This window comes from Parasaccharibacter sp. TMW 2.1884, assembly GCF_023337695.1.
Classification (GTDB): domain Bacteria; phylum Pseudomonadota; class Alphaproteobacteria; order Acetobacterales; family Acetobacteraceae; genus Bombella; species Bombella apis.
Genome location: NZ_QORR01000001.1, coordinates 313,409 through 333,326, shown reverse-complemented (window position 1 = coordinate 333,326; position 19,918 = coordinate 313,409). Strand labels below are relative to the sequence as shown.

Below are 19,918 nucleotides of genomic sequence, written 5' to 3'. Positions count from 1 at the left end.
CGTAAAATCGTCCTCAAAACAATAGCCACGCCATTTTTTTTACATTTTCTGCCAGAGCATCAGAGGCGGATCAGGGGGGATAGTCCACGCCACCCGGATGAAAAGGATGGCATCTGCAAATGCGGCAAAGTGTCAGCCACCCACCCCGCACAGGACCATGACGGCGGATGGCTTCCTCGCCATAAACGCTGCAACTGGGATGAAAACGGCACTGCCGTCCCATGAATGGACTGAGGAACAGGCGATAGAGCCTTATCAGCCCCAACAGAAGAAGCGAAAACAGCCCGCTGGCCGCCCTCACTCTGCCTCTTCCCGGCCAAGGGCCTGCAGAACCCGACGCACGTCATGCTTCAGAAGGGGGAAAGGCCGCTTTCTGGTTGCGGCGCGTCCGATCAGGACGAGATCACCAGAGGAAGAACAGCCTTCCTCTTTCACCACCAGGCGGAGAGCCTCCCGCAGGCGGCGACGGGTACGGTTGCGCACGACAGAATTACCGACCTTCTTGGTCACGGTAAAACCGGCCCGTACCGTCACGTCCCCCGGCTCCGGCAGAACCTGGCCAATCAGCCCGGGAGACACGACCTTATGGCCCTTGCGGGCCACACGCAGAAACTGCGACCGCTTCTTCAGGCGGTCAGGCTGTTTCATGCTCAGGCAGAAAGTTTCTTGCGGCCCTTGGCGCGACGACTTGCCAGAACACGACGACCACCAACAGTAGCGGAACGCGTGCGGAAACCGTGGCGACGCTTACGAACCAGACGGGAAGGCTGATATGTGCGCTTCATCTTTTCAATCCTCTAATCTCAACAACACACCTGTGAAGGCGTGTATCAGAACAGGACGCACCCAGTAACGCCCCTCCACTCAGGGAGTGGCTTTTAAGGGGATGGCCCTGCCCTGTCAATCCTGCAATTCCATCCAGAGCGGACAGATCCCGAAGCTGTACCCGGCTTTTGAGCTCAGGCGTCCTTCTTTTCAATCAGCTCGATCTTGTAGCCATCAGGGTCCTGCACGAAGGCAATGACAATACCCGTATTGCCCATCGGTCCGGCCTCACGGGTGACACGCCCACCGCCCTGGCGGACCACGTCCACGGCTGCTGCGACATCACGCACGCCAACAGCAAAATGCCCGAAGCCTGTCCCGTGTGTGTAATCCTCGGTCTGATCCCAGTTATAGGTCAGTTCGATCTCGGCCTCACCACGGGCATTACCCTCATAACCAATATAAACCAACGTGAAACGCCCCTCCGGCACCTCCAGCCGACGGAGTTCACGCATGCCCAGAAGGTGATAAAAAGCCAGACTGCGATCAAGGTCCCGCACACGGACCATCGTATGAAGATAGATGCTCATATATCTTTATGTCCTTTTGTCAGAAAGGAAGTCTGGTCCCAGCCCGTAGAGAAACAGTCCCAGACGATCCGCCTCCTTTATACAGCGATCTGGCTCCATGACCAAGGTAAGCCGCGCGGGAAAGGCGATCCCCCGCAACCCGGCTGCTGCCGCATTCCTGATAGTGACCGGCCCAATGGCAGGCATGTCAGCCCGCAGCTCCTGTCCTGCCTTTGGCATTTTCACGAGCACCCCACCAGCTACCCCATCCTGCCGCAGACCTCCACAGCGATGCAGCATGGCATCTGTTCCTTCAAGGGCCTCAACAGCCAGTGTCAGGCCATTCTGCACCACACATCCCTGCCCTATGTCCAGAGGCCCCATGACAGACAATATGCGCACGGCCTGATGAATGTCGGCCATGGCCTGACGGTCAGGGGGAACCCTGCCCCATGCTCCCCAGTGATTGCTCTCCGTATCCAGGAATTCATGCGCTCCCCGCACCCGGAAGCCTTCTTCTTCCAGCAGCCGGATGATGGATGCCAGCAGGCCGTCATCACCGGCAAACAGGGCACGCCCAAGCCGGGCCAGCAGGCGCACCCCCTCCGCATCTGGCCGCAGAGACCGCCATGAGGGCCGGCGGACAGGTCCTATCAGGACAAGTTCGGAACATCCCTGCCGACGCAGAGACCGAAGGATCGCACCGGCCGCTACCAGACGGATCATTTCATGAGAATAAGGGGCCAGCAGGGCTTCATCAGCAAAACCCTGGAAGCCTATGAGAAAAGGCTCCCGCCCTCTTTTCCTGAGAGCCTCTGCCACCTGGGCTGGAAGCGGCCCGCCACCGGCCAGGATCCCAACCCGTGCAGGCCTGCTCACCTGTCAACATCCCTGTCACTGCCAGCCTGTCCCGGCCGCGTCAGCCCACGGCGGCTGGGAGCCTCCATGAAGCGTAGCATTTCCCGTACACGCTCAATGTGACCATAACGCTGACGCACCTGGTCCATGCGTTCTCCCAAAAGCGGCCCACCACGGCCAGACCGTGGATAAAGCTCCCGGAACGCCAGACGCATCTGCTGGATCTCACTGGCCTCCACGCCAGACCGCTTGAGACCGATCCAGTTCAACCCAACCAGCCTGGCCCGGTTACCCAGGACGCTGCCGTACGGGATGACATCCATCTCCACACCGCACAGCCCTCCGACAACAGCCCCATGCCCGATGCGGACAAACTGATGCAGGGCCGCAGAGCCCATGATCCTGGCATTGTCCCCGATCAGGACATGCCCCCCCATGACTACGTTGTTGACGATGATGACACCATCACCCAACACACAATCATGAGCGATATGGGCATTGGCCATGAGCAGGCAGCCCCGGCCAATCCGGGTTTCTCCCGTGCCTTGTGCCGTGCCCCGATGGATGGTCACATTCTCCCGTACAACCGTCCCTGCACCAATATGGCACCTGGTCGGCTCTCCAGCATATTTCAGGTCCTGCGGGGGATAGCCTACGGTCGAAAAGGGGTAAACCTCCACCCCATCCTCCAGCACCGTATGCCCGTCCACCATGACAGAAGCGTGCAGCCGGACATGATCTCCCAGCCGCACATCCGCACCGACCATGCACCAGGGACCAATCCTCACTCCCTGACCGAGGGACGCCCGTGGATCCACAAGAGCCGTGGGATGAATCTCGGTTTTTCCAGGGCGCTGTCCCGGTTCTGGCATCAGGATCAGTCCACGATCATGGCGCTGAAAGATGCTTCCGCCACCGTGGTTCCATCAACCTTGGCAACCCCACGGAACCGCCAGACCGTTCCACGGGCGCGTTCCTTGTTGACATGAATGCGCAGCTGATCCCCCGGCCCGACCGGGCGACGGAATTTTGCATTCTCCACCGTCATGAAATAGACCAGCTTGCCCTCGAAGGCCTTGCCCAGTGTCAGCACGACAAGCGTGGCCGCCGTCTGGGCCATGGCCTCAACGATGAGCACACCCGGCATGACAGGGCGTGCTGGGAAATGCCCCTGGAAGAATGGCTCATTGACTGTCACGTTCTTGATGCCAACGGCTGATTCCGCCGCCTTGATCTCTTCCATCCGGTCCAGCAGGAGGAAAGGATAGCGATGAGGAATCGCCTTCATAATCTGCATCACATCTACGCTCTCAGGCACCTGATGTGTCTGCCCAGCAGCATCACCCACTTATCTCATCTCCCGGTTTTTTTTTCGACAAAATGCAACCGTCCGCCCCTGTCCCCGCGGGGAGAGGCAGTCAATGTCTACACCTTATTACCAAAAAAAATCCCGAAACACCAACTGGATCATCTTACTTGCGCGAAAGCTTACGCAAAGTCGCCACATTTCGGAAGAATTCCCTGAACGGCATAGCCGGGCTGCCGATGACATCAGCCCCGGCTTCCACATCATTCATCACGCCACACTGCGCCCCGATACGGGCCTTGCTGCCAATGTGAATATGACCGATGAGCCCAGCCTGGGCTGCAATCGTCACGAAATCCTCAATCTCGGTGGAACCTGAAACACCAGCCTGCGATACCACGATGCAGCACCGACCCAGACGGGCATTGTGACCAATCTGCACCAGATTATCGATCCGGGTCCCGGCCCCGATGACCGTATCCCGCATGGAGCCTCGGTCAATCGTTGAATTGGCACCGATCTCCACACCATCCTCAAGGATGACACGCCCCAGCTGGGGAACGGTCTCAAATCCGTCAGGCCCCACCGCAAAGCCGAAACCATCCTGCCCGATCCGGGCCCCGGGATACAGGATGACCCGCTCCCCCAGCAGAGCATGAGTGAGAGTTACATGCGCCCCGATCCGACAGCCATCTCCCAGCACGACATGGTCCCCCAGCATGGCATGAGGCCCAATGACACAGCCATCACCAATCTGCACGCCATCGCCGATGACCGCAAAAGGACCTATCTCCACCCGGTCACCAATGACGACATTCTCACCAATGACAGCCGTCGGATGCTGGCTGGCCCGTGCAGGCGGAAGAGGATGGAACAGACGGGCAACCCGGGACCATGCCAGATAGGGCTCCCGACTGACCAGAGCGGCACAGCCTTCTGGCACCTTGTCCGCAAAAGCAGGGGCCAGCACGACGGCGCCAGCCTTCGTCTCCTTGAGAAGGGGCAGATAGCGGCGGTTGTCCAGAAAGGAGATGTGCTGCGGGCCAGCAGCATGAAGCGGGGCCACACCCTCGAAAGACGCCCCCATCTCAGCGCAACCTGCGGCCTCCGCTCCCGTTACTTCCAGAAGGTGCTTCAACGCAAAAGGGCCACACCGCCTGAAAAAACGGGAATCACCCGGGAGCTGGTCCGCCACCATCGCCCTTCCCCTTACTTCTGGCGACGCAGGATGGACCCCTTGGCCTGTGCCGGAGCCTCGGCAGGCTGCTGCGGAGCCGCCTGATTCATCAGGCGTTCTTCATCAGCCGTTGTCGGCATCTTCCCGGATTTTGCCAGAACCTCCGGGTCCACCCCGTCATCCGGAATGAAGACATGCGGCAGAACCTTGTTCAGACGGTCTGCTACCTCCTCGGTTATGTCCTGACCATCCACATGCAGGACAGCCTGCTCGGCATGCAGAACAAGATTCATGCCATGGGCCGCAGCCACCTTGGCAATGATTCCATCACGCTGCTCCAGCACACGCTCGATCTGATGGAATGCCACCTGATAGGCTTCCTGAATGATCCGGGCCTTGTTGCTGAAATCCCTCTGATCCTTCGCACGCCGCTCCTGCAGATGACGGACACGGAGCTGGAGCTGGTCGGATGTCAGAGTGCGAGCCTGAACCTGAAGCTTCTGCTGCTCTTCCCTCCAGGCGCCCTCTTCCTTCTGCACCGCACGGGCCAGACGGTCACGACGCTCACCAAGCACCTGCTGCATTTCCTGCGCGGCCGTGGAAAGCTGCATCACACCCTGAACGCTGATGAGGCCAAGCACAACCGGCGGCGGGGCATCTTCCTTCGGAACAGCCGGAGAAGACGGTACAGACGGCAGAGGCAGCACGGGCGCTGCCTGCTGCTGGCCTTCCCCATCCGGAGCGCCAGCATCACCACCGTCATCCAGGCCTGCCATGTCCGGTACGGCAGCCGGAGCAGGAGCAGCAGCCGGAGCCGCATGATGATGGGAGGCGGCTGGAGCCGATGGCTGGGCCGTTTTCGGAACAAACCAGGCACCGTTTCCATCATTGCCATCAGCAGCCACGGAAGAACCAACCGCCATGAAAGCCAGAGCACTCGCGGTCATCAGGGTCAAAGGCAGTGAAAAACGTGACATGAAAAACCTCTTTATGAAAATGGGCATCCCCCAGGTCACCCTGCCAGCCCGGAATGAAGCCGGCATCGTGGCCTGCACCTTTCCTCAGAACTGCTGCCCGAAGCCAAAGCGAACCGGATAAAGCCTGTCCCCATGCTCACGATGGATCGGGACCGCACCGTCAATATTGACCAGGCCGAAGGGGCTCTTCCAGGAAATACCAAGACCACCAGAGACACGGGGCGTCATGGTGCTGCCGCCAATCGGCGTATAGTACGGGTCGTTCCAGTTACGGTAATGGTTGCGGTCCTTCACACGCTTGCCGGAAAGACTACCAGCATCGATGAAGCCACGCCCGGAGATGCCAAGGCTGTCACCCATCGGCAGCGGGAAATTCAGCTGGACAGATGCCGTGTACATGAAAGTACCACCGATCAGGTCCTCCTGTCCGGCACCCGGGCAGTAGCCATTACGGGCCTGCCCCAGCGGCGTATTGGCGGCACCGCTGTGGCAGGGCGCCTTGTAATGACTGCTGCGGGGCCCGACACCACCCTGGAGGAACCCGCGCAGGTTCTGACCACCGAGGTAGAAGTTGTCGACGATGTTGCGGTCGCCGCTGGAGCTCCAGTCATGCATGTAGCCAACACCGCCCTTGAACTGGAAGCCCCAGCTGTGGCTGCCTGTCAGGTCATCCAGCGGCAGATAATAGCTGCCATTGGCTTTGACACGGTAATATTTCTCGTTGCCACCCAGACCGGCAAAATCACCTCCGGCACTGAGAACGTAGCCAGACCGTGGATTCATGCGGTTGTCACGACGGTCATAAGTGATGTTCGTGCCAATCTGGGAAAGGAGCGACCAGCCTGCGGCATCACGCACATAAACGGACGGCGTGTCATCTTCCCACCCCGGATACTGCGACCCCGGCACCCCGTTACCCACGTGACGGTCCACGACCGTATAGGTCCAGGACTGGGAAAGATACCGGTTATAGGCATAACCAAGCCGGACAGACGCACCATACTGGCCTTCATTATAGCTCTGATACGTCTGGTAATTGTTCTGGATCGTATAAATGTCGAACCCGGCCACGAAATTGCGCCCGAGGAAGTATGGGTCCGTCACAGACAGGTCGGCCTGTTTCTCATAATAGGCAACCGTACCGGAGAACCCGGCATCAATCCCGGTCCCCAGCAGGTTATGCTGCTTCAACCCAAGATTCCCCATGATACCGGCATCGGTCGAGTACCCACCGCCGAGGGAGAACTCGCCGGTTGGCTTCTCCACCACATTGGCACTGACATTGACCTTGTCCGGCGCAGACCCCTGGGACTGGTCCACATTGGTGCTGCTGAAATACCCCATATCCTGAAGGGCCAGCTTGGAATATTTGCGGTTGAACGGCGTATAGGCATCGCCCTCGACCATCGGCAGGTTGCGGCGGATCACATGGTCACGTGTGATCGTATTGCCGTTGATGTCGATCCGCTCCACATAAACATGCGGCCCCTCGACAATATCAAACAGCAGGTCAACGACCTTCTTTTCAGGATTGCGGGCAATCTCAGGCCGGACCATGGCAAACGGGTGCCCGTTGGCCTGGAGCCACTCCTGCATGTCCGTCGCATTGTCCTGCACGGCCGTACCGTCATAATACTGGTTCTTGTAAACCTCGATGTGCCTCTTCATCGTGTCAGCCGTGACATGATGCACATTGGAACGCACACCAATCTTGCCCAGACGGTACCGTGGCCCTTCATGCAGGGTGTAGGTGACGTAGAAGCTCTTGTGGTCCGGAGAGAGCTCACCCGTGGCATCCACCATGTGGAAATCCACAAAGCCGCTATGCAGATAGAAACGTCTCAGCAGTTCCGCATCGTAGCGGATACGCTCCGGGTTATATTCATCCGAGGAAGAAAAAAAACGGTACCAGGCATGTTCCTTGGAAGACACGACATGAGACAGGGCAGCTTCGCTGAAACTGTCATTGCCAACAAAAGCAATCTTCCGGACCAGTGTCTGCTGGGATTCATTGATGTTGAAGATCACATCAACACGATTGTGGGACAGACGGATGACCTGCGGCACCACCGTGGCCCCATAGCGGGCACGGGCCGCATACATGTTCAGGATTTTCTGCCTGTCCACAGCCACGGTCTGGGCCGAAAAGACGGCACGGGTCCGCAGACTGATCTCCTTCATCAGATCCTTGTCCTTGAGGGCATGGTTCCCCTCGAAGACAATCCGGTTCACCACGGGATTTTCCGTCAGCTCCACCAGCAGGGTGCTGCCTTCACGCCTCAGCGTCACATCCCTGAAGAGACCTGTAGCGTAAAGTGTCTTCAGCGAACGGTTCAGCGCATCACGGTCAAAACTGTCGCCCGGCTGCACGACCATGTAGGAAAGGACGGTACTGGTCTCGATCCGGGTATTGCCGTGGACTTCGATGGCCTGGATCAGACCACCGGCCGGCGCATAGCCATCCCCCGCAGACCGGCGGGCATGATGGATGCTGCGCCCCTTCTGGGGGGCTGCCTCTGCCGCACAGAGCAAAGCCGGTGCCGTACAGACAGAAGCCAGCAGAGCCAGTCGAACGGCCATCGGCCGGAACCTTTTCGTACGCAATCCTGACAAAACCGGTATTCCTCGTCCCAAATTTCTACGAACGGCCATCCCGCCACACAACCCTGATGCAGGAGGTCCAGACAGTCCCATACGCACAACCGCACCAGACAGACTCCCACGACATCACAATGAAGGGAGCTGCCTGTTTCAGTTATATACTCTACCCTAGAAGGTCTTTTCCATCATTGGAGGGGGAAAGATCAACCCCCATGTGCAAACAACCAGTGAAAAACTCCCAACCCTCTGAGATCATTCACCGTTGAGAAAATGAAAAGCCCCACGACCAGCAGCAGCCCGAACTGGAGGGCATAGCTCTGTGTCCGCTCGGAGAGAGGCCGCCCCAGAACTGCCTCAAAAGCATAGAAAAGCAGATGGCCGCCATCCAGCATCGGCACGGGAAACAGGTTCAGCAGGCCAAGATTGAGGGACAGGAGAGCCACGAACCCCAGCGCACTGGCCACGCCATAATCCACGGCCTGCCCGGACATGTGAATGATGCCGATGGTCCCGGAGAGCTGCCTGGCGCTCCGCTGCCCGCTGATGATCTGCCAGATTCCCTCCAGCATGTTGCCGCACATGTCCCACGTCTGCCCGATGGCCGCCGGAACAGCCTTGTAGACAGGCAGGGGCGCACTGTGGCTGACGGCAAAACCGACCCCCAGCCGACCGACGTCATGCCCCCCCTGCTGGATACGGTCCAGCGTGACCGGAAGCTCCAGGCTCTGCCCCTTCCGCAGCAGACCAACCTTCATGACCTCACCCGGATGGGCCGCCACCTGCGCCTGGATGTCGCCAATGCTCAGGATGTGATGCCCGTCCAGACGCTGTATCTCGTCACCCACCTGAAGCCCGGCCTTCATGGCTGCACCATTCGGGGCCAGCGTGCCGATGTCGGGCCGGGCCTCCGGCCTGCCAAAGCAGGACAGCAGCACCACGAACAGAAGGATCGTCAGCAGGAAGTTGAAGACAGGCCCCGCCACCGTCACGATTGCCCGCGAGAGGACAGACTTGCGGTTGAAGGCATTCTCGTCACCTTCTTCCCGGGGCGCATCGGGACGGTTCTCAAACCCGTGGAGTTTGACATACCCTCCCAGCGGCAGCAGGCTGATCTGCCAGCGTGTTCCGACCCGGTCCTTCCATGATGTCAGTGCAGGACCGAACCCGATGGAAAAGACGGTCACCTGCACACCACGCCAGCGTGCAGCCAGATAATGGCCCAGCTCGTGAATGAAGACGACGATCCCGAAAACGGCCAGACCGGCAAGGATGCTCTGAAGACTATGCATGGTCGGCCATCCGCTTCATCTGTGTCCGGGCCAGCTCACGCCCCATTTCGTCCCAGTGATAGACATCCTCCAGAGATGTCGGCACCGGGTTTTCCGGCATGGCCTGAAGGCTGGCATCAATCAGCTCACCAATGCCAAGGAAACGGATCTTCCCGGCGAGGAAAGCCTCCACGGCAATCTCGTTGGCAGCGGAGAACACGGTCGGGGCCACGCCACCAGCCCGCAGGACCTGACGGGCCAGACGCAGCGGGATGAAGCGGTCCTCATCCACTGCCTCGAAATTCATCTGCCCGAGCTTCACGAAATCCAGACGCTCGCATCCCGTCTGCATCCGGGTCGGGGCGGCCAGCGTGTGTGCGATGGGAATCCGCATGTCCGCCGTCCCCATCTGGGCCACGAAGCTGCCATCACGGAAACAGACCATGCCATGCACGACTGACTGCGGGTGAACCAGCACGTCTATCTGATGTTCAGGCAGATCGAACAGGCGGGCGGCCTCGATGACCTCCAGCCCCTTGTTGGCCATGGAGGCGGAGTCAATCGTGATCTTGGCCCCCATGGACCATGTGGGATGCTTCAGGGCCTGTTCGGGCGTGGCCTTCGCCATCTCCTCCTTTGTGGAGCAGCGGAACGGTCCGCCAGAGGCCGTGAGGACGATCTTCTCCACGAGGGACATGTCCGCTCCGCCCAGGGACTGCACGATCGCATTATGTTCGGAATCAACGGGCAGCAGCTCGGCTCCGGCATCACGCACAGCTTCCAGCATGACGTTGCCAGCACAGACGAGAGCTTCCTTGTTGGCCAGAGCCACCTTGTGCCCGTTGCGGATGGCTTCCAGCGTGGGGGCCAAGCCGGCAGCCCCAGTGATGGCGGCCATCGTCCAGTCCGCTTCCAGCGCACCGGCCTCGATGACAGCCTGCCGTCCGGCAGCTACCTTCACGCCGGTGCCAGCGAGACGCTCTTTCAGCTCCTCGTAATGCTGCTCATCATTCAGGACGGCCAGCTCGGCATTCAGCTCACGGGCCTGTTCGGCCAGAAGGGCGGCGTTCTTTCCCCCCACGAGAGCCCGCACCTGGATGGAGTCTGCCTGCTGCTTCAGAAGATCGACTGTCGAGACACCAATGCTGCCTGTACTGCCAAGCACACTAATGCGCCGACGCCCGGAACCTCCCCCCATGGAATACCTCTCCCTTGATGATTTCAACATGATACGTGATGGCGGGTCTGCCTCATGACAGACCTATAGCAGAGACTGCCGCTCCAGAATAAGACTTAACGGAAAAGCTGCCAGAATGGCCCCTCTCCGGCCATGAGGGCCAGGATGGCTGCAACAGGGGCCGCCAGCAGGAGGGCATCCAGCCGGTCCAGCAGTCCCCCATGACCGGGGATGAGCCGCCCTGAATCCTTGACGCCCAGACGCCGCTTGAAGGCACTCTCCAGCAGATCGCCTGCCTGGGCCGCCACGGCAATCACTCCGCCCGTCAGGCAGGCAGAGAACGACCAACCATGACCCGACCAGTGCCCGACCAGCCCGCCGAGGATCACGGCTCCCACGATGCCCCCCAGCGAGCCGGAAATGGTCTTGCCGGGAGAAATGGCCGGGGCCAGTTTCGGCCCGCCAATCAGACGCCCGGTGGCGTAGGCGCAGCTGTCACTGGCTATGACGGCGAAAATGACGAAAAAGGTCTCCAAAAAACCGTCAGGCCGCCCCCGCAGCCAGAGCAGGGAAAAACCACCCAGCATGGCCACCAGAACCGGACCGCAGGCCCGCCTGCCAAACAGGACGCTGGACACCAGAAGGTAAAAGGCCGCAAACCACTGCCCTTTGATGGCGATCAGTCCACCACAGAGAGGCCAGAGCAGAAGCAGAGCACCCCGCAGACTTTTCATCGGCTGGCCAAGCAGGGTTTCCCCTTCCCAGACAATCCCGACCATGACGAGCAGCACCAGTACCCGATAGGCCCATCCACCAAACCAGAGACAGAGGAGCACCACCGGAACAATCACAAGGCTGGAGAGGATGCGTTTCTGCAACTCTGTCATTCTGGCCGCCCACCGAAACGCCTCTGACGGCGCATGTACCGCATCATGGCCTCGGCAAAATCCTTCTCACCGAAATCCGGCCAGAGCACGTCAAGAAACACAAGTTCTGCATAGGCGGATTGCCAGAGCAGGAAATTGGAAAGTCGGCTCTCTCCACTCGTCCGCATGACAAGGTCGGGGTCGGGCATGTCATGCGTCTGGAGGGCACTGGCGAACAGGGCTTCGTCAATCTCATGCGGCTCCAGCGTGCCCGCCCGGACCCGTTCGGCCAAATGGCGGGCACTTCCGGCAATCTCCGCACGACTGCCATAGGAAAGAGCCAGAGCCAGAGTCAGCCGGGTATTGTGGCGTGTCTTTTCCTCTGCCCGACGCAGCTCCCGGCAGAAAGACGCCCCGAAACGTTCAGGATCACCAATGATGCGCAGCCGGACACCCTGCTCATCCAGCTCCCGGAAACGATGCCGCAGATAAAACTGCATCAGCCCTGTCAGGTCGCTGATCTCCTCACCAGACCGGCGCCAGTTCTCTGATGAGAATGCATAGAGTGTCAGATAATCCACCCCATGCTCCATGGCGGCACGGACGCAACGCTGCACGGCCTCGCCTCCCTCACGATGGCCCTGTGCGATCGGTACGCCACGTGCTCTGGCCCAGCGTCCGTTGCCATCCATGATGACGGCAACATGACGTGGGAGTGTGCCAGCCGGGCGGGAAGAAGGGTGAAGTTCCGACAATGTTCTGGCGATCAGACCTGTTTGATGTCCCGCTCCTTGTCAGCCAGCAGGCTGTCCACACGGCCGATATGCTCATCTGTCAGCTTCTGGATGGCAGCCGTCCAGACCTTCATGTCGTCCTGACTGATATCGCCATTCTTTTCCAGGGCCTTGGCCTTGTCCATGCCATCCCGGCGGACACCACGCACGGCCACACGGCCACCTTCGGCGTAACGGGCAGCGGCCTTGGCCATCTCGTTGCGTCGTTCCTCTGTCAACTGCGGGATGGGCACACGGATGGTCTGCCCTTCAGCAGCAGGGTTCAGCCCCAGCCCACTGTCACGGATGGCTTTCTCAACAGAGGAAACAACACTGGCATCCCAGACAGAGACCGTCAGCATCCGGGCTTCCGGCACGGCAACGGAACCAACCTGGGAGAGGGGCACCACGGAGCCATAAGCCTCCACACGTACCGGCTCCAGAAGGTTCGGGCTGGCACGGCCGGAGCGCAGGCCAGAGAGATCACGGCGCAGGCTCTCCAGCGCCCCTTCCATGCGACGTTTGAGGTCATCAAGCAGGTCGTTCAGTTCTGTGCTCATGGCAAATCACTTCCTCAGTAATCGTTCCGTTCGTCAGCCGGTGCGGGCTGACATGGTAATCTGGTCGCTCGCTCTCAACCCTCAACAATCCGGGTGAAGCGCCCTTCACCTTTCATGGCTGCCGCAAAAGCCCCCGGCGCATGCATGTTGAACACGATGATCGGCAGAGCATTCTCCCGGGCGAGACTGACAGCTGCTGCATCCATGACCTTCAGATTGCGAGCCAGGGCATCCATGTAGGTCAGCTGTTCATAACGCTCGGCATCGGGATTCAGGCGAGGATCATCGGAATAGACACCATCAACCTGCGTTCCTTTGAAGAGGGCATCGCACTCCATCTCGTTCGCCCGCAGGGCAGCAGCCGTATCAGTTGTGAAGAACGGATTGCCCGTACCGGCTGCGAAGATGACCACACGGCCCTTCTCCATATGACGGACGGCCCGGCGGCGGATATAAGGCTCGGCAATGGAGGCCATGTGGATGGCCGTCATCACCCGGGTCTCCACATGACGCTTCTCCAGCGCATTCTGGAGCATCAGGGCATTGATGACCGTTGCCAGCATCCCGGCATAGTCCCCCTGCACCCGGTCCATTCCCTTGGCGGCAGCGGCCAGTCCACGGAAGATGTTGCCTCCCCCCACGACGAGACAGACCTGCCCGCCCAGAGCGGCCACACCGGCGATGTCCGCAGCCACCATGTCCACCATCTCCGGGTCAACACCGGCAGTTCCCTTGCCCATCAGCGCCTCGCCAGACACTTTGAGAAGGACCCGTTTATAAGGGAAGTTCGGCTCTTGGGGGGCGGTGCTCATGATCGTACCGGCTCTCTGGTTGATGATGTCCTGAAATCTGTCTGCTCCCTCATACAGAGCTACCCCTGCATGAACAAGCGAAACTCGTGCGCTTCAGCCATAATCTGCAAGACCGAGGGCCCGCAGGCGGGCTGTTTCCTTGTCCCACGCAGCCCTCTCCTTCACATTGAGGAAAAGATGGCAGGGAGCATCCAGAAGGCCTTCCAGCTGTTTCCGGGCCCGCATCCCGATCTCCCGGATGCGCTGCCCCCGCTCCCCGATGAGGATGGCCTTGTGCCCTGCCCGTGACACGTAGATCGTCACGTCGATGCGGATGGATCCGTCCTTGCGTGTCTTGAAGGATTCCGTCTCCACCGTGGCATGGTAGGGAATCTCCTCATGGGTCTGGAGGAAGACCTGCTCCCGCACGATTTCCGCTGCCAGCAGACGGTCTGGCAGATCTGTCAGATCATCTTCAGGGTAATGGTAAGGCCCAACGGGCATGGCCCTGGCCAACCCGTCCAGCAGGCCCTCAACCCCATCACCGGACCGGGCACTGACCATATAGACCTCTTCCACCGGCAGGAGGTCCGTGATGGCCTTCGTCAGGGGCAGAAGCTGATCCCGCTGGATGAGGTCTGTCTTGTTCAGCACCAGCCAGACAGGCCGCTTCCCCTCTTTCAGTCGAGCGATGATCTCCCTGATCTCGTCTGTCAGACCGATGCGGCTATCCACCAGCAGCAGGTTGAGGTCAGCATCCTGCGACCCGCTCCAGGCAGCATTGACCATCGCCTGGTCCAGCCGTCGGCGGGGCTTGAAGATGCCCGGCAGGTCCACAAACACGATCTGCGCCGCATCCCGCATCACAATGCCAAGCGTACGGAACCGTGTCGTCTGCGCCTTGGGGCTGACAATGGACAGCTTGGCCCCAGCCATGCGGTTCAGCAGGGTGGATTTTCCTGCATTGGGAGCCCCGACAAGAGCAACAAAACCGCAGCGTGTCTCTCCGCCCGTGGCGGTCTTTTCTGTATCCTCAGGCACGTTCTGTCTCCTGCCCCATCTTCTTCAGCAAATCTGTCGCCGCCGCACTTTCAGCCAGCCGCTTGCTGCCTGCACGGCCAACACCCACCTGCCCCAGTGCCCGGACCTCCACACGGAAGATCGGTGCATGGGACGGCCCATCAGCGGCGGTCAGTTCATAATGCGGCAAGGCCTCGCCACGCCCCAGCAGAAACTCCTGAAGCAGCGTTTTCGGCTCCTTGTGGGGCTGTCCACTCTTCTCGATGTCCCTGTCCCAGAGGCGACGGACCACATGCCGGGCCGGGTCCAGCCCGGCATCCAGATAGAGTGCGCCCAGCAGGGCTTCCATCGCATCGGCCAGAACGCTGGCCAGAACACGTATGCCGGCACTTTCCTCATGCTGGGCAATCTGTATCGCCTCGGAAAGCTCAATCCCTTCCGCAATCCGGGCCAGAACAGGACGGGAGACCAGATGGGCGTGGCGGGCCCCCAGAGCGCCTTCCTGCTCCTCCGGATAGCGCTCAAAGAGCCATTCCGCCATCAGCAGGCCAAGCACCCTGTCCCCCACGAACTCCAGACGCTCGTTGGACCCCTGCCCCCGTGGCGTTTTCCCCGAAGGATGCCCCTTCTGCCGCCCCCGGTTCCGTCCCTGCCGCCGTGGCACGGCGGACCGGTGGGTCAAAGCCTCATGCAGAAGTGCGGGGTCAGCAAAACGGTGTTCCAGCTTCGCCTCGACATGGCGGACAGCCTCATCACGTGTCATCATTCGTCAATACCACGCAGGAAACGGCCCCAGCGTATCTCTGTCGGCCAATACCAGAACTGCCAGGCCGGATGCCGCATATCAACGGAGAACAGCACCATCTTTGCCCGTCCGACCAGATTGATCACAGGCACGAACCCCAGATCATGACCGCCGCTATCCGTCAGATAATCACGCCCGGCCGGGACAGCACAGGCACCGCTCTCATGCCCTCCCTGAAAGCGGCTGTCCGAACTGTCATCCCGGTCATCCCCCATGGCAAACAGGCAGCCCTCTGGCACGGTATATTCAGGCGTATTGTTGGCAAGGTCATCATCCCGCATCTTCAGGATATCATGCGGTACCGTCTTGCCATCCTCCCGGGGCAGCATTTCCCGATAACGGGTCCCAGACAGCACATAGCCCCGCTCATCCATCACGCTGTAATGCCCCCGGTCCTCCCGCGGCACTTCCTGACCATTGATGAAGAGATGCCCCTGTTCCATGCGGATGCGATCCCCGGGCAGGCCGACAATCCGCTTGATGTAATCGACTGACGTATCCTTGGTGAACCGGAACACCGCCACATCCCCACGGTGCGGCATGGAAGCGAACACACGTCCCGAAATGAACGGCGGCGAGAACGGAAAAGAATACCGGGAATAACCGTAGCTCATCTTGGAGACCGCCACAAAATCCCCGACCTGAAGGGTCGGGATCATGGAGGCAGACGGAATATTGAACGGTTCGACCAGCAGTGAACGTACGGCAACCACCAGAATGAGCCATAGAAGAATCTGTCTTATGGAGGCCAGAAGGCTTTCCGGCTTTTCTGTCTGTTCTTCCTGTCTGTCTTCGTTCATGGTCCCTGTTCATCCTGTTCTGGCAAGAAGCAGGCAGACTGCCCTGCCCGTTTCTGCCATAGCCTGCCTGACCCGCCGGGTCATGCGTTAATTCCATCCTGACGATATTTCAAGCCGCCAAGACTAAAGGGCAACAGCCTGTATCAGCACCTGTGCCATGGCCATGGGCGGCTCATCACTCAGGCTCAACAGCAATTCGGCCCGATGCCCTGCCGGCAGGCGCTGGTCCAGAAGGGTCGCCGCTGCGCCCGAAAGGCTGAGCACAGGAGCCCCCAGATCATTCCGCCCCACGGAAATATCCTGAAGCTGCACCCCCTGGGCAAAGCCTGTCCCCAGAGCCTTGGCGCAGGCCTCCTTCGCTGCCCAGCGTTTGGCACAGGCCCCTGCCCGGGCCGCCCCCCGCAATGTCTGCACATACTGACGCTCCTCCAGCGTGAACACACGCTCCAGAAACGCATCCCCATGGCGGGCTAGGGCCCGTTCGATCCGCCCGATGGAGCAGAGATCAACCCCGATCCCCAGAATCATGAGGTCATCCCTTTGTCCGTTCGGCCTGAAGAACACCCTTCTCGGCCCGGAACCCTGCCAGAACCGTTGCCAGATGCCCCTTGCTCCGCACCTCGAGGTCCACCAGAATTTCCATGAAATCCAGCTGGCGGTTCACGATCCGCAGATTGATCACGCTGGCCTCGTGCCGTGTGGCCAGGTTGGTCAGCGCTGCCAGAACAGCCGGGTCATTTCCCGCCACGACGGAAAGGCGGGCCGTGTAACGGGGGGCATCCCGCCCTGTCCGCCCAAGGGCCTCCTCACTCCATGAGATTTCAAGAAAGCGCTCGGGCATGTCCGAAAACATGCTGAGATTGTGACATTTGCGCCGATGTACGGTCACTCCCTTGCCCTGGGCAATGATGCCCACGATGCGGTCCCCCGGCAAAGGACGGCAGCAACCCGCAAAGTGCAGTTCAATACCCCGCCCGACACCATTGACCAACGTGCCCTCATAACTGGAAGGCCGTCTTGGCGGCAGGGGCTTCTGGTCCAGCCTTCCCTCCAGCCGGGGGGACAGGCCGGGCACGATACGGGGCACCTGCCCCTGACGGGACAGCTCCGGATAGGCCGCCCCTACAACATCCCTCGGGTCCAGCTGCCCGGCACCGACGCTGCCATACAGCTCATCAAGGCTGTTCTGCTTCAGCGTGCCAAGAAGGCCCTCCAGCACTTTCTCCGACCCATCAACACCTTTCTGGCGGAACGCACGGGCAACAGCACCACGGCCATTCTCAACGTTGTTCTGCCGCTGCTGGAGGGCCACGAAGCGCCGCACACGGGCACGGGCCTTGCCCGTGACGACAAACCGCTCCCATGACGGGGACGGCGTGCCCCCCCGTGCCGTCATGATGTCGATCTGGTCGCCATTCTCCAGAACATGCTTCAGCGGGACAAGACGCCCATTGACCTTGGCCCCCACACACCGGTCCCCGACCTGACTGTGTACGGCATAGGCAAAATCCACCGGCGTAGCCCCACGAGGCAGGGAAATGAGCTGTCCCTTGGGGGTGAAGCAGAAGACCTGATCCTGATAGAGTTCGAGCTTGGTATTCTCCAGAAACTCGTCCGGCCCCTGACTGTCCTCCAGAATGTCCAGCAGGTCCTGCACCCAACGCAGCTTGCGGGTATAGGCCCCGAATGTTTCCGAAAGAACGGCCGTCTCATGCTCGCTGGGGCTGCTGCCATCCTTGTAGCTCCAGTGGGAGGCCACGCCATTCTCTGCCAGATCGTGCATCTCCGGTGTGCGTATCTGCACCTCGATCTTCTGGCTGTGCGGCCGATAGAGCGTCACCCCTGTATGCAGGGACTGGTAGCCGTTCGTCTTGGGGGTGGAGATGTAGTCCTTGAAGCGTCCGGCAATCATGGGGTAGGCCCCGTGCACCGCCCCCAGCGCCGCATAACAGGCCTCTCTCGTGGGCACGAGAATGCGGAACGCCATGATGTCGGAAAGCTGCTCGAAAGCAACATTCCGCCGCTTCATCTTTTCCCAGATGGAATAGGGGGATTTTTCCCGCCCGATGACGGTCGCCCCCTCCACCCCGGCTTCCTTGCAGAGTGTGGCCAGCTCGCAGCGTATCTGCTCGATCATGTCCGCACCCTGCCCACGCAGGTAATTCAGCCGGGCCCGGATGGTGGCATCAGCCTCCGGCTCCAGATTGACAAAGGCAATATCCTGGAGCTCCGTCTTCACCCGGTCCATGCCGATGCGTTCGGCCAGAGGGGCGTAGATGTCCAGTGTTTCCCTGGCGATACGCTGCCGCCGGTCTGTCCGCTGGACATAATGCAGCGTCCGCATGTTGTGCAGCCGGTCCGCCAGCTTGACGATGAGCACACGGATGTCCCGCGACATGGCGAGCACCAGCTTGCGGAAATTCTCCGCCTGCTTGGTCCTGTCGGACTGAAGCTCCAGCCGTGTCAGCTTGGTCACGCCATCAACGATGGCCGCTACATCCTTGCCAAAACGCCCTGCCAGCATCTCCAGAGAGATGCCCGTATCCTCCACGGTATCATGCAGGAAACCCACCATGATGGACACGGGGTCCATACGGAACCCGGCCAGTATGTTGGCCACGGCAATCGGATGGGTGATGTAAGGATCACCATTGTCCCGGCACTGGCCCTCATGGGCTTTGGCGGCCAGATCGTAGGCCTCCTGCATCAGGGCCAGATCAGCATGGGAATCGTAACAGCGGACCCGCTCCAGCAGGCCGCTTATGGAGGGGTGGAAATCCTGCAAGAGGGCGTCCCCGGCACCAGCCACCGTCTCCGCCGGGAGATCGGTGGAAAGCAGCGTTTCATCAGCCATGGATCAGCCCCCATTCTTCACTGATGGAAGAACCTGCATCCCATCCCCGCCCGAAGGCGAAGAAAAGGGGGCCCTTCCCCAGGGCGCACACCTCAGTTCCTGAAAGGCTTAGCGACGCCCCCGGCCGGAGCCGGCTTCATCAGCTGCCATGTTGGCAGCTTCCTCTTCCGCAGATACATCCTGAAGACCGAAAATGTTCTGGTCTGTCGGGATGAGGTCCATCACTTCCTCATCGGAAGGCTCGACTTCCGGCTGGTTGCTCATGGAGCGGACAATGCCGTTCTTCAGCCCCTCGAGGCTCACATGATCCTCGGCGATCTCACGCAGGGCAACAACGGTATTCTTGTCATTATCCCGCGGAACCTGCATCTCCTCCCCGCGGGAAAGACCACGGGCCCGCTGGGCGGCCAGCAGCACCAGGTCAAAACGGTTCGGAACCTTCTCGATGCAGTCCTCTACGGTCACACGTGCCATAAAACCGGCGCTCCCCACTCACATGCTGAAATGGCCCCTGCAAACGGGCCGGGACAGCCCCACCTGCCGAAACAGGCAGCCTGTCCCATTGCTATCTCACAATCTGGACTTTTGTTACCACAAAGGCCTTTATTGACGCAACGCAAAGCTGTAAGAGGGAAGCAGGAGGCTGTCCTGCTTTCTCCACCCGACATGCCTTCCATCATCAAATCTGGTGCTGAGTCCGCCATACATACGGAACAGGGAAACAATCAAAGGGCAGCCCTGCCCGAGACTG

General features: G+C 60.2%; 22 protein-coding genes. All 22 read right to left on the bottom strand.

Translation table 11 applies throughout. The annotated features are described in order from the left end of the window. Positions 1-70: 70 nt before the first annotated feature. On the bottom strand, positions 71-301 hold the full coding sequence (gene yidD, locus DTI93_RS01470) for a membrane protein insertion efficiency factor YidD (RefSeq protein ID WP_081563013.1): 231 nt from the start codon (positions 299-301) through the stop codon (positions 71-73). Continuing rightward, a complete protein-coding gene (gene rnpA, locus DTI93_RS01465) occupies positions 298-648 on the bottom strand; it encodes a ribonuclease P protein component (protein WP_043560650.1) in 351 nt (116 codons plus the stop codon). The genes yidD and rnpA overlap by 4 nt, the downstream gene beginning before the upstream one ends. Positions 649-650: 2 nt before the next feature. Continuing rightward, the gene (gene rpmH, locus DTI93_RS01460) at positions 651-785 is read right to left on the bottom strand and encodes a 50S ribosomal protein L34 (protein WP_081563011.1); all 135 of its coding nucleotides are present in this window, start codon (positions 783-785) and stop codon (positions 651-653) included. Positions 786-959: 174 nt separating this feature from the next. Next, on the bottom strand, positions 960-1,355 hold the full coding sequence (gene gloA / locus DTI93_RS01455; protein ID WP_043560652.1) for a lactoylglutathione lyase: 396 nt from the start codon (positions 1,353-1,355) through the stop codon (positions 960-962). A gap of 6 nt (positions 1,356-1,361) precedes the next feature. Next, positions 1,362-2,213, bottom strand: coding sequence for an LpxI family protein (locus DTI93_RS01450; RefSeq protein WP_249079410.1), 852 nt, complete (start codon positions 2,211-2,213; stop codon positions 1,362-1,364). Further along, positions 2,210-3,064, bottom strand: coding sequence for an acyl-ACP--UDP-N-acetylglucosamine O-acyltransferase (lpxA, locus tag DTI93_RS01445; protein ID WP_086431108.1), 855 nt, complete (start codon positions 3,062-3,064; stop codon positions 2,210-2,212). Before lpxA ends, DTI93_RS01450 begins: the two co-directional genes overlap by 4 nt. Positions 3,065-3,069: 5 nt before the next feature. Beyond that, positions 3,070-3,489, bottom strand: coding sequence for a 3-hydroxyacyl-ACP dehydratase FabZ (gene fabZ, locus DTI93_RS01440; RefSeq protein WP_154981692.1), 420 nt, complete (start codon positions 3,487-3,489; stop codon positions 3,070-3,072). Positions 3,490-3,664: 175 nt separating this feature from the next. Continuing rightward, positions 3,665-4,696, bottom strand: coding sequence for a UDP-3-O-(3-hydroxymyristoyl)glucosamine N-acyltransferase (gene lpxD / locus DTI93_RS01435; protein ID WP_043560663.1), 1,032 nt, complete (start codon positions 4,694-4,696; stop codon positions 3,665-3,667). A gap of 11 nt (positions 4,697-4,707) precedes the next feature. Beyond that, entirely contained in the window at positions 4,708-5,652 is a 945-nt protein-coding gene (locus DTI93_RS01430; protein WP_043561426.1) for an OmpH family outer membrane protein, read from the bottom strand. A gap of 84 nt (positions 5,653-5,736) precedes the next feature. After that, positions 5,737-8,232 carry an outer membrane protein assembly factor BamA gene (gene bamA, locus DTI93_RS01425; RefSeq protein ID WP_043560665.1) on the bottom strand — a complete coding sequence of 832 codons (2,496 nt, stop codon included), beginning with the start codon at positions 8,230-8,232 and terminating at the stop codon, positions 5,737-5,739. A 224-nt stretch (positions 8,233-8,456) separates the two neighbouring features. After that, positions 8,457-9,542 (bottom strand): RIP metalloprotease RseP, encoded by a 1,086-nt coding sequence (gene rseP / locus DTI93_RS01420; protein ID WP_103765399.1) that lies wholly within the window; start codon positions 9,540-9,542, stop codon positions 8,457-8,459. After that, the gene (gene dxr, locus DTI93_RS01415) at positions 9,535-10,719 is read right to left on the bottom strand and encodes a 1-deoxy-D-xylulose-5-phosphate reductoisomerase (RefSeq protein WP_249079408.1); all 1,185 of its coding nucleotides are present in this window, start codon (positions 10,717-10,719) and stop codon (positions 9,535-9,537) included. Before dxr ends, rseP begins: the two co-directional genes overlap by 8 nt. A 95-nt stretch (positions 10,720-10,814) precedes the next feature. Beyond that, on the bottom strand, positions 10,815-11,585 hold the full coding sequence (locus DTI93_RS01410) for a phosphatidate cytidylyltransferase (RefSeq protein ID WP_043560672.1): 771 nt from the start codon (positions 11,583-11,585) through the stop codon (positions 10,815-10,817). Then, a complete protein-coding gene (gene uppS, locus DTI93_RS01405) occupies positions 11,582-12,319 on the bottom strand; it encodes a polyprenyl diphosphate synthase (RefSeq protein WP_043560675.1) in 738 nt (245 codons plus the stop codon). The genes DTI93_RS01410 and uppS overlap by 4 nt, the downstream gene beginning before the upstream one ends. A gap of 11 nt (positions 12,320-12,330) precedes the next feature. Next, a complete protein-coding gene (frr, locus tag DTI93_RS01400) occupies positions 12,331-12,897 on the bottom strand; it encodes a ribosome recycling factor (protein ID WP_043560677.1) in 567 nt (188 codons plus the stop codon). Between the two features lie 74 nt (positions 12,898-12,971). Next, entirely contained in the window at positions 12,972-13,709 is a 738-nt protein-coding gene (gene pyrH, locus DTI93_RS01395; RefSeq protein ID WP_043560680.1) for a UMP kinase, read from the bottom strand. Between the two features lie 93 nt (positions 13,710-13,802). Continuing rightward, positions 13,803-14,729 (bottom strand): GTPase Era, encoded by a 927-nt coding sequence (era, locus tag DTI93_RS01390; protein WP_052349102.1) that lies wholly within the window; start codon positions 14,727-14,729, stop codon positions 13,803-13,805. Beyond that, a complete protein-coding gene (gene rnc, locus DTI93_RS01385; RefSeq protein ID WP_154981595.1) occupies positions 14,722-15,474 on the bottom strand; it encodes a ribonuclease III in 753 nt (250 codons plus the stop codon). The genes era and rnc overlap by 8 nt, the downstream gene beginning before the upstream one ends. Continuing rightward, the gene (gene lepB / locus DTI93_RS01380) at positions 15,471-16,313 is read right to left on the bottom strand and encodes a signal peptidase I (protein ID WP_043560682.1); all 843 of its coding nucleotides are present in this window, start codon (positions 16,311-16,313) and stop codon (positions 15,471-15,473) included. Before lepB ends, rnc begins: the two co-directional genes overlap by 4 nt. Positions 16,314-16,436: 123 nt before the next feature. Continuing rightward, on the bottom strand, positions 16,437-16,841 hold the full coding sequence (gene acpS, locus DTI93_RS01375; RefSeq protein WP_249079406.1) for a holo-ACP synthase: 405 nt from the start codon (positions 16,839-16,841) through the stop codon (positions 16,437-16,439). A 4-nt stretch (positions 16,842-16,845) separates the two neighbouring features. After that, the gene (locus DTI93_RS01370; protein WP_249079405.1) at positions 16,846-19,167 is read right to left on the bottom strand and encodes a bifunctional (p)ppGpp synthetase/guanosine-3',5'-bis(diphosphate) 3'-pyrophosphohydrolase; all 2,322 of its coding nucleotides are present in this window, start codon (positions 19,165-19,167) and stop codon (positions 16,846-16,848) included. Positions 19,168-19,275: 108 nt separating this feature from the next. Continuing rightward, positions 19,276-19,641, bottom strand: coding sequence for a DNA-directed RNA polymerase subunit omega (gene rpoZ, locus DTI93_RS01365; RefSeq protein WP_043560688.1), 366 nt, complete (start codon positions 19,639-19,641; stop codon positions 19,276-19,278). Between the last annotated feature and the right edge of the window lie 277 nt (positions 19,642-19,918).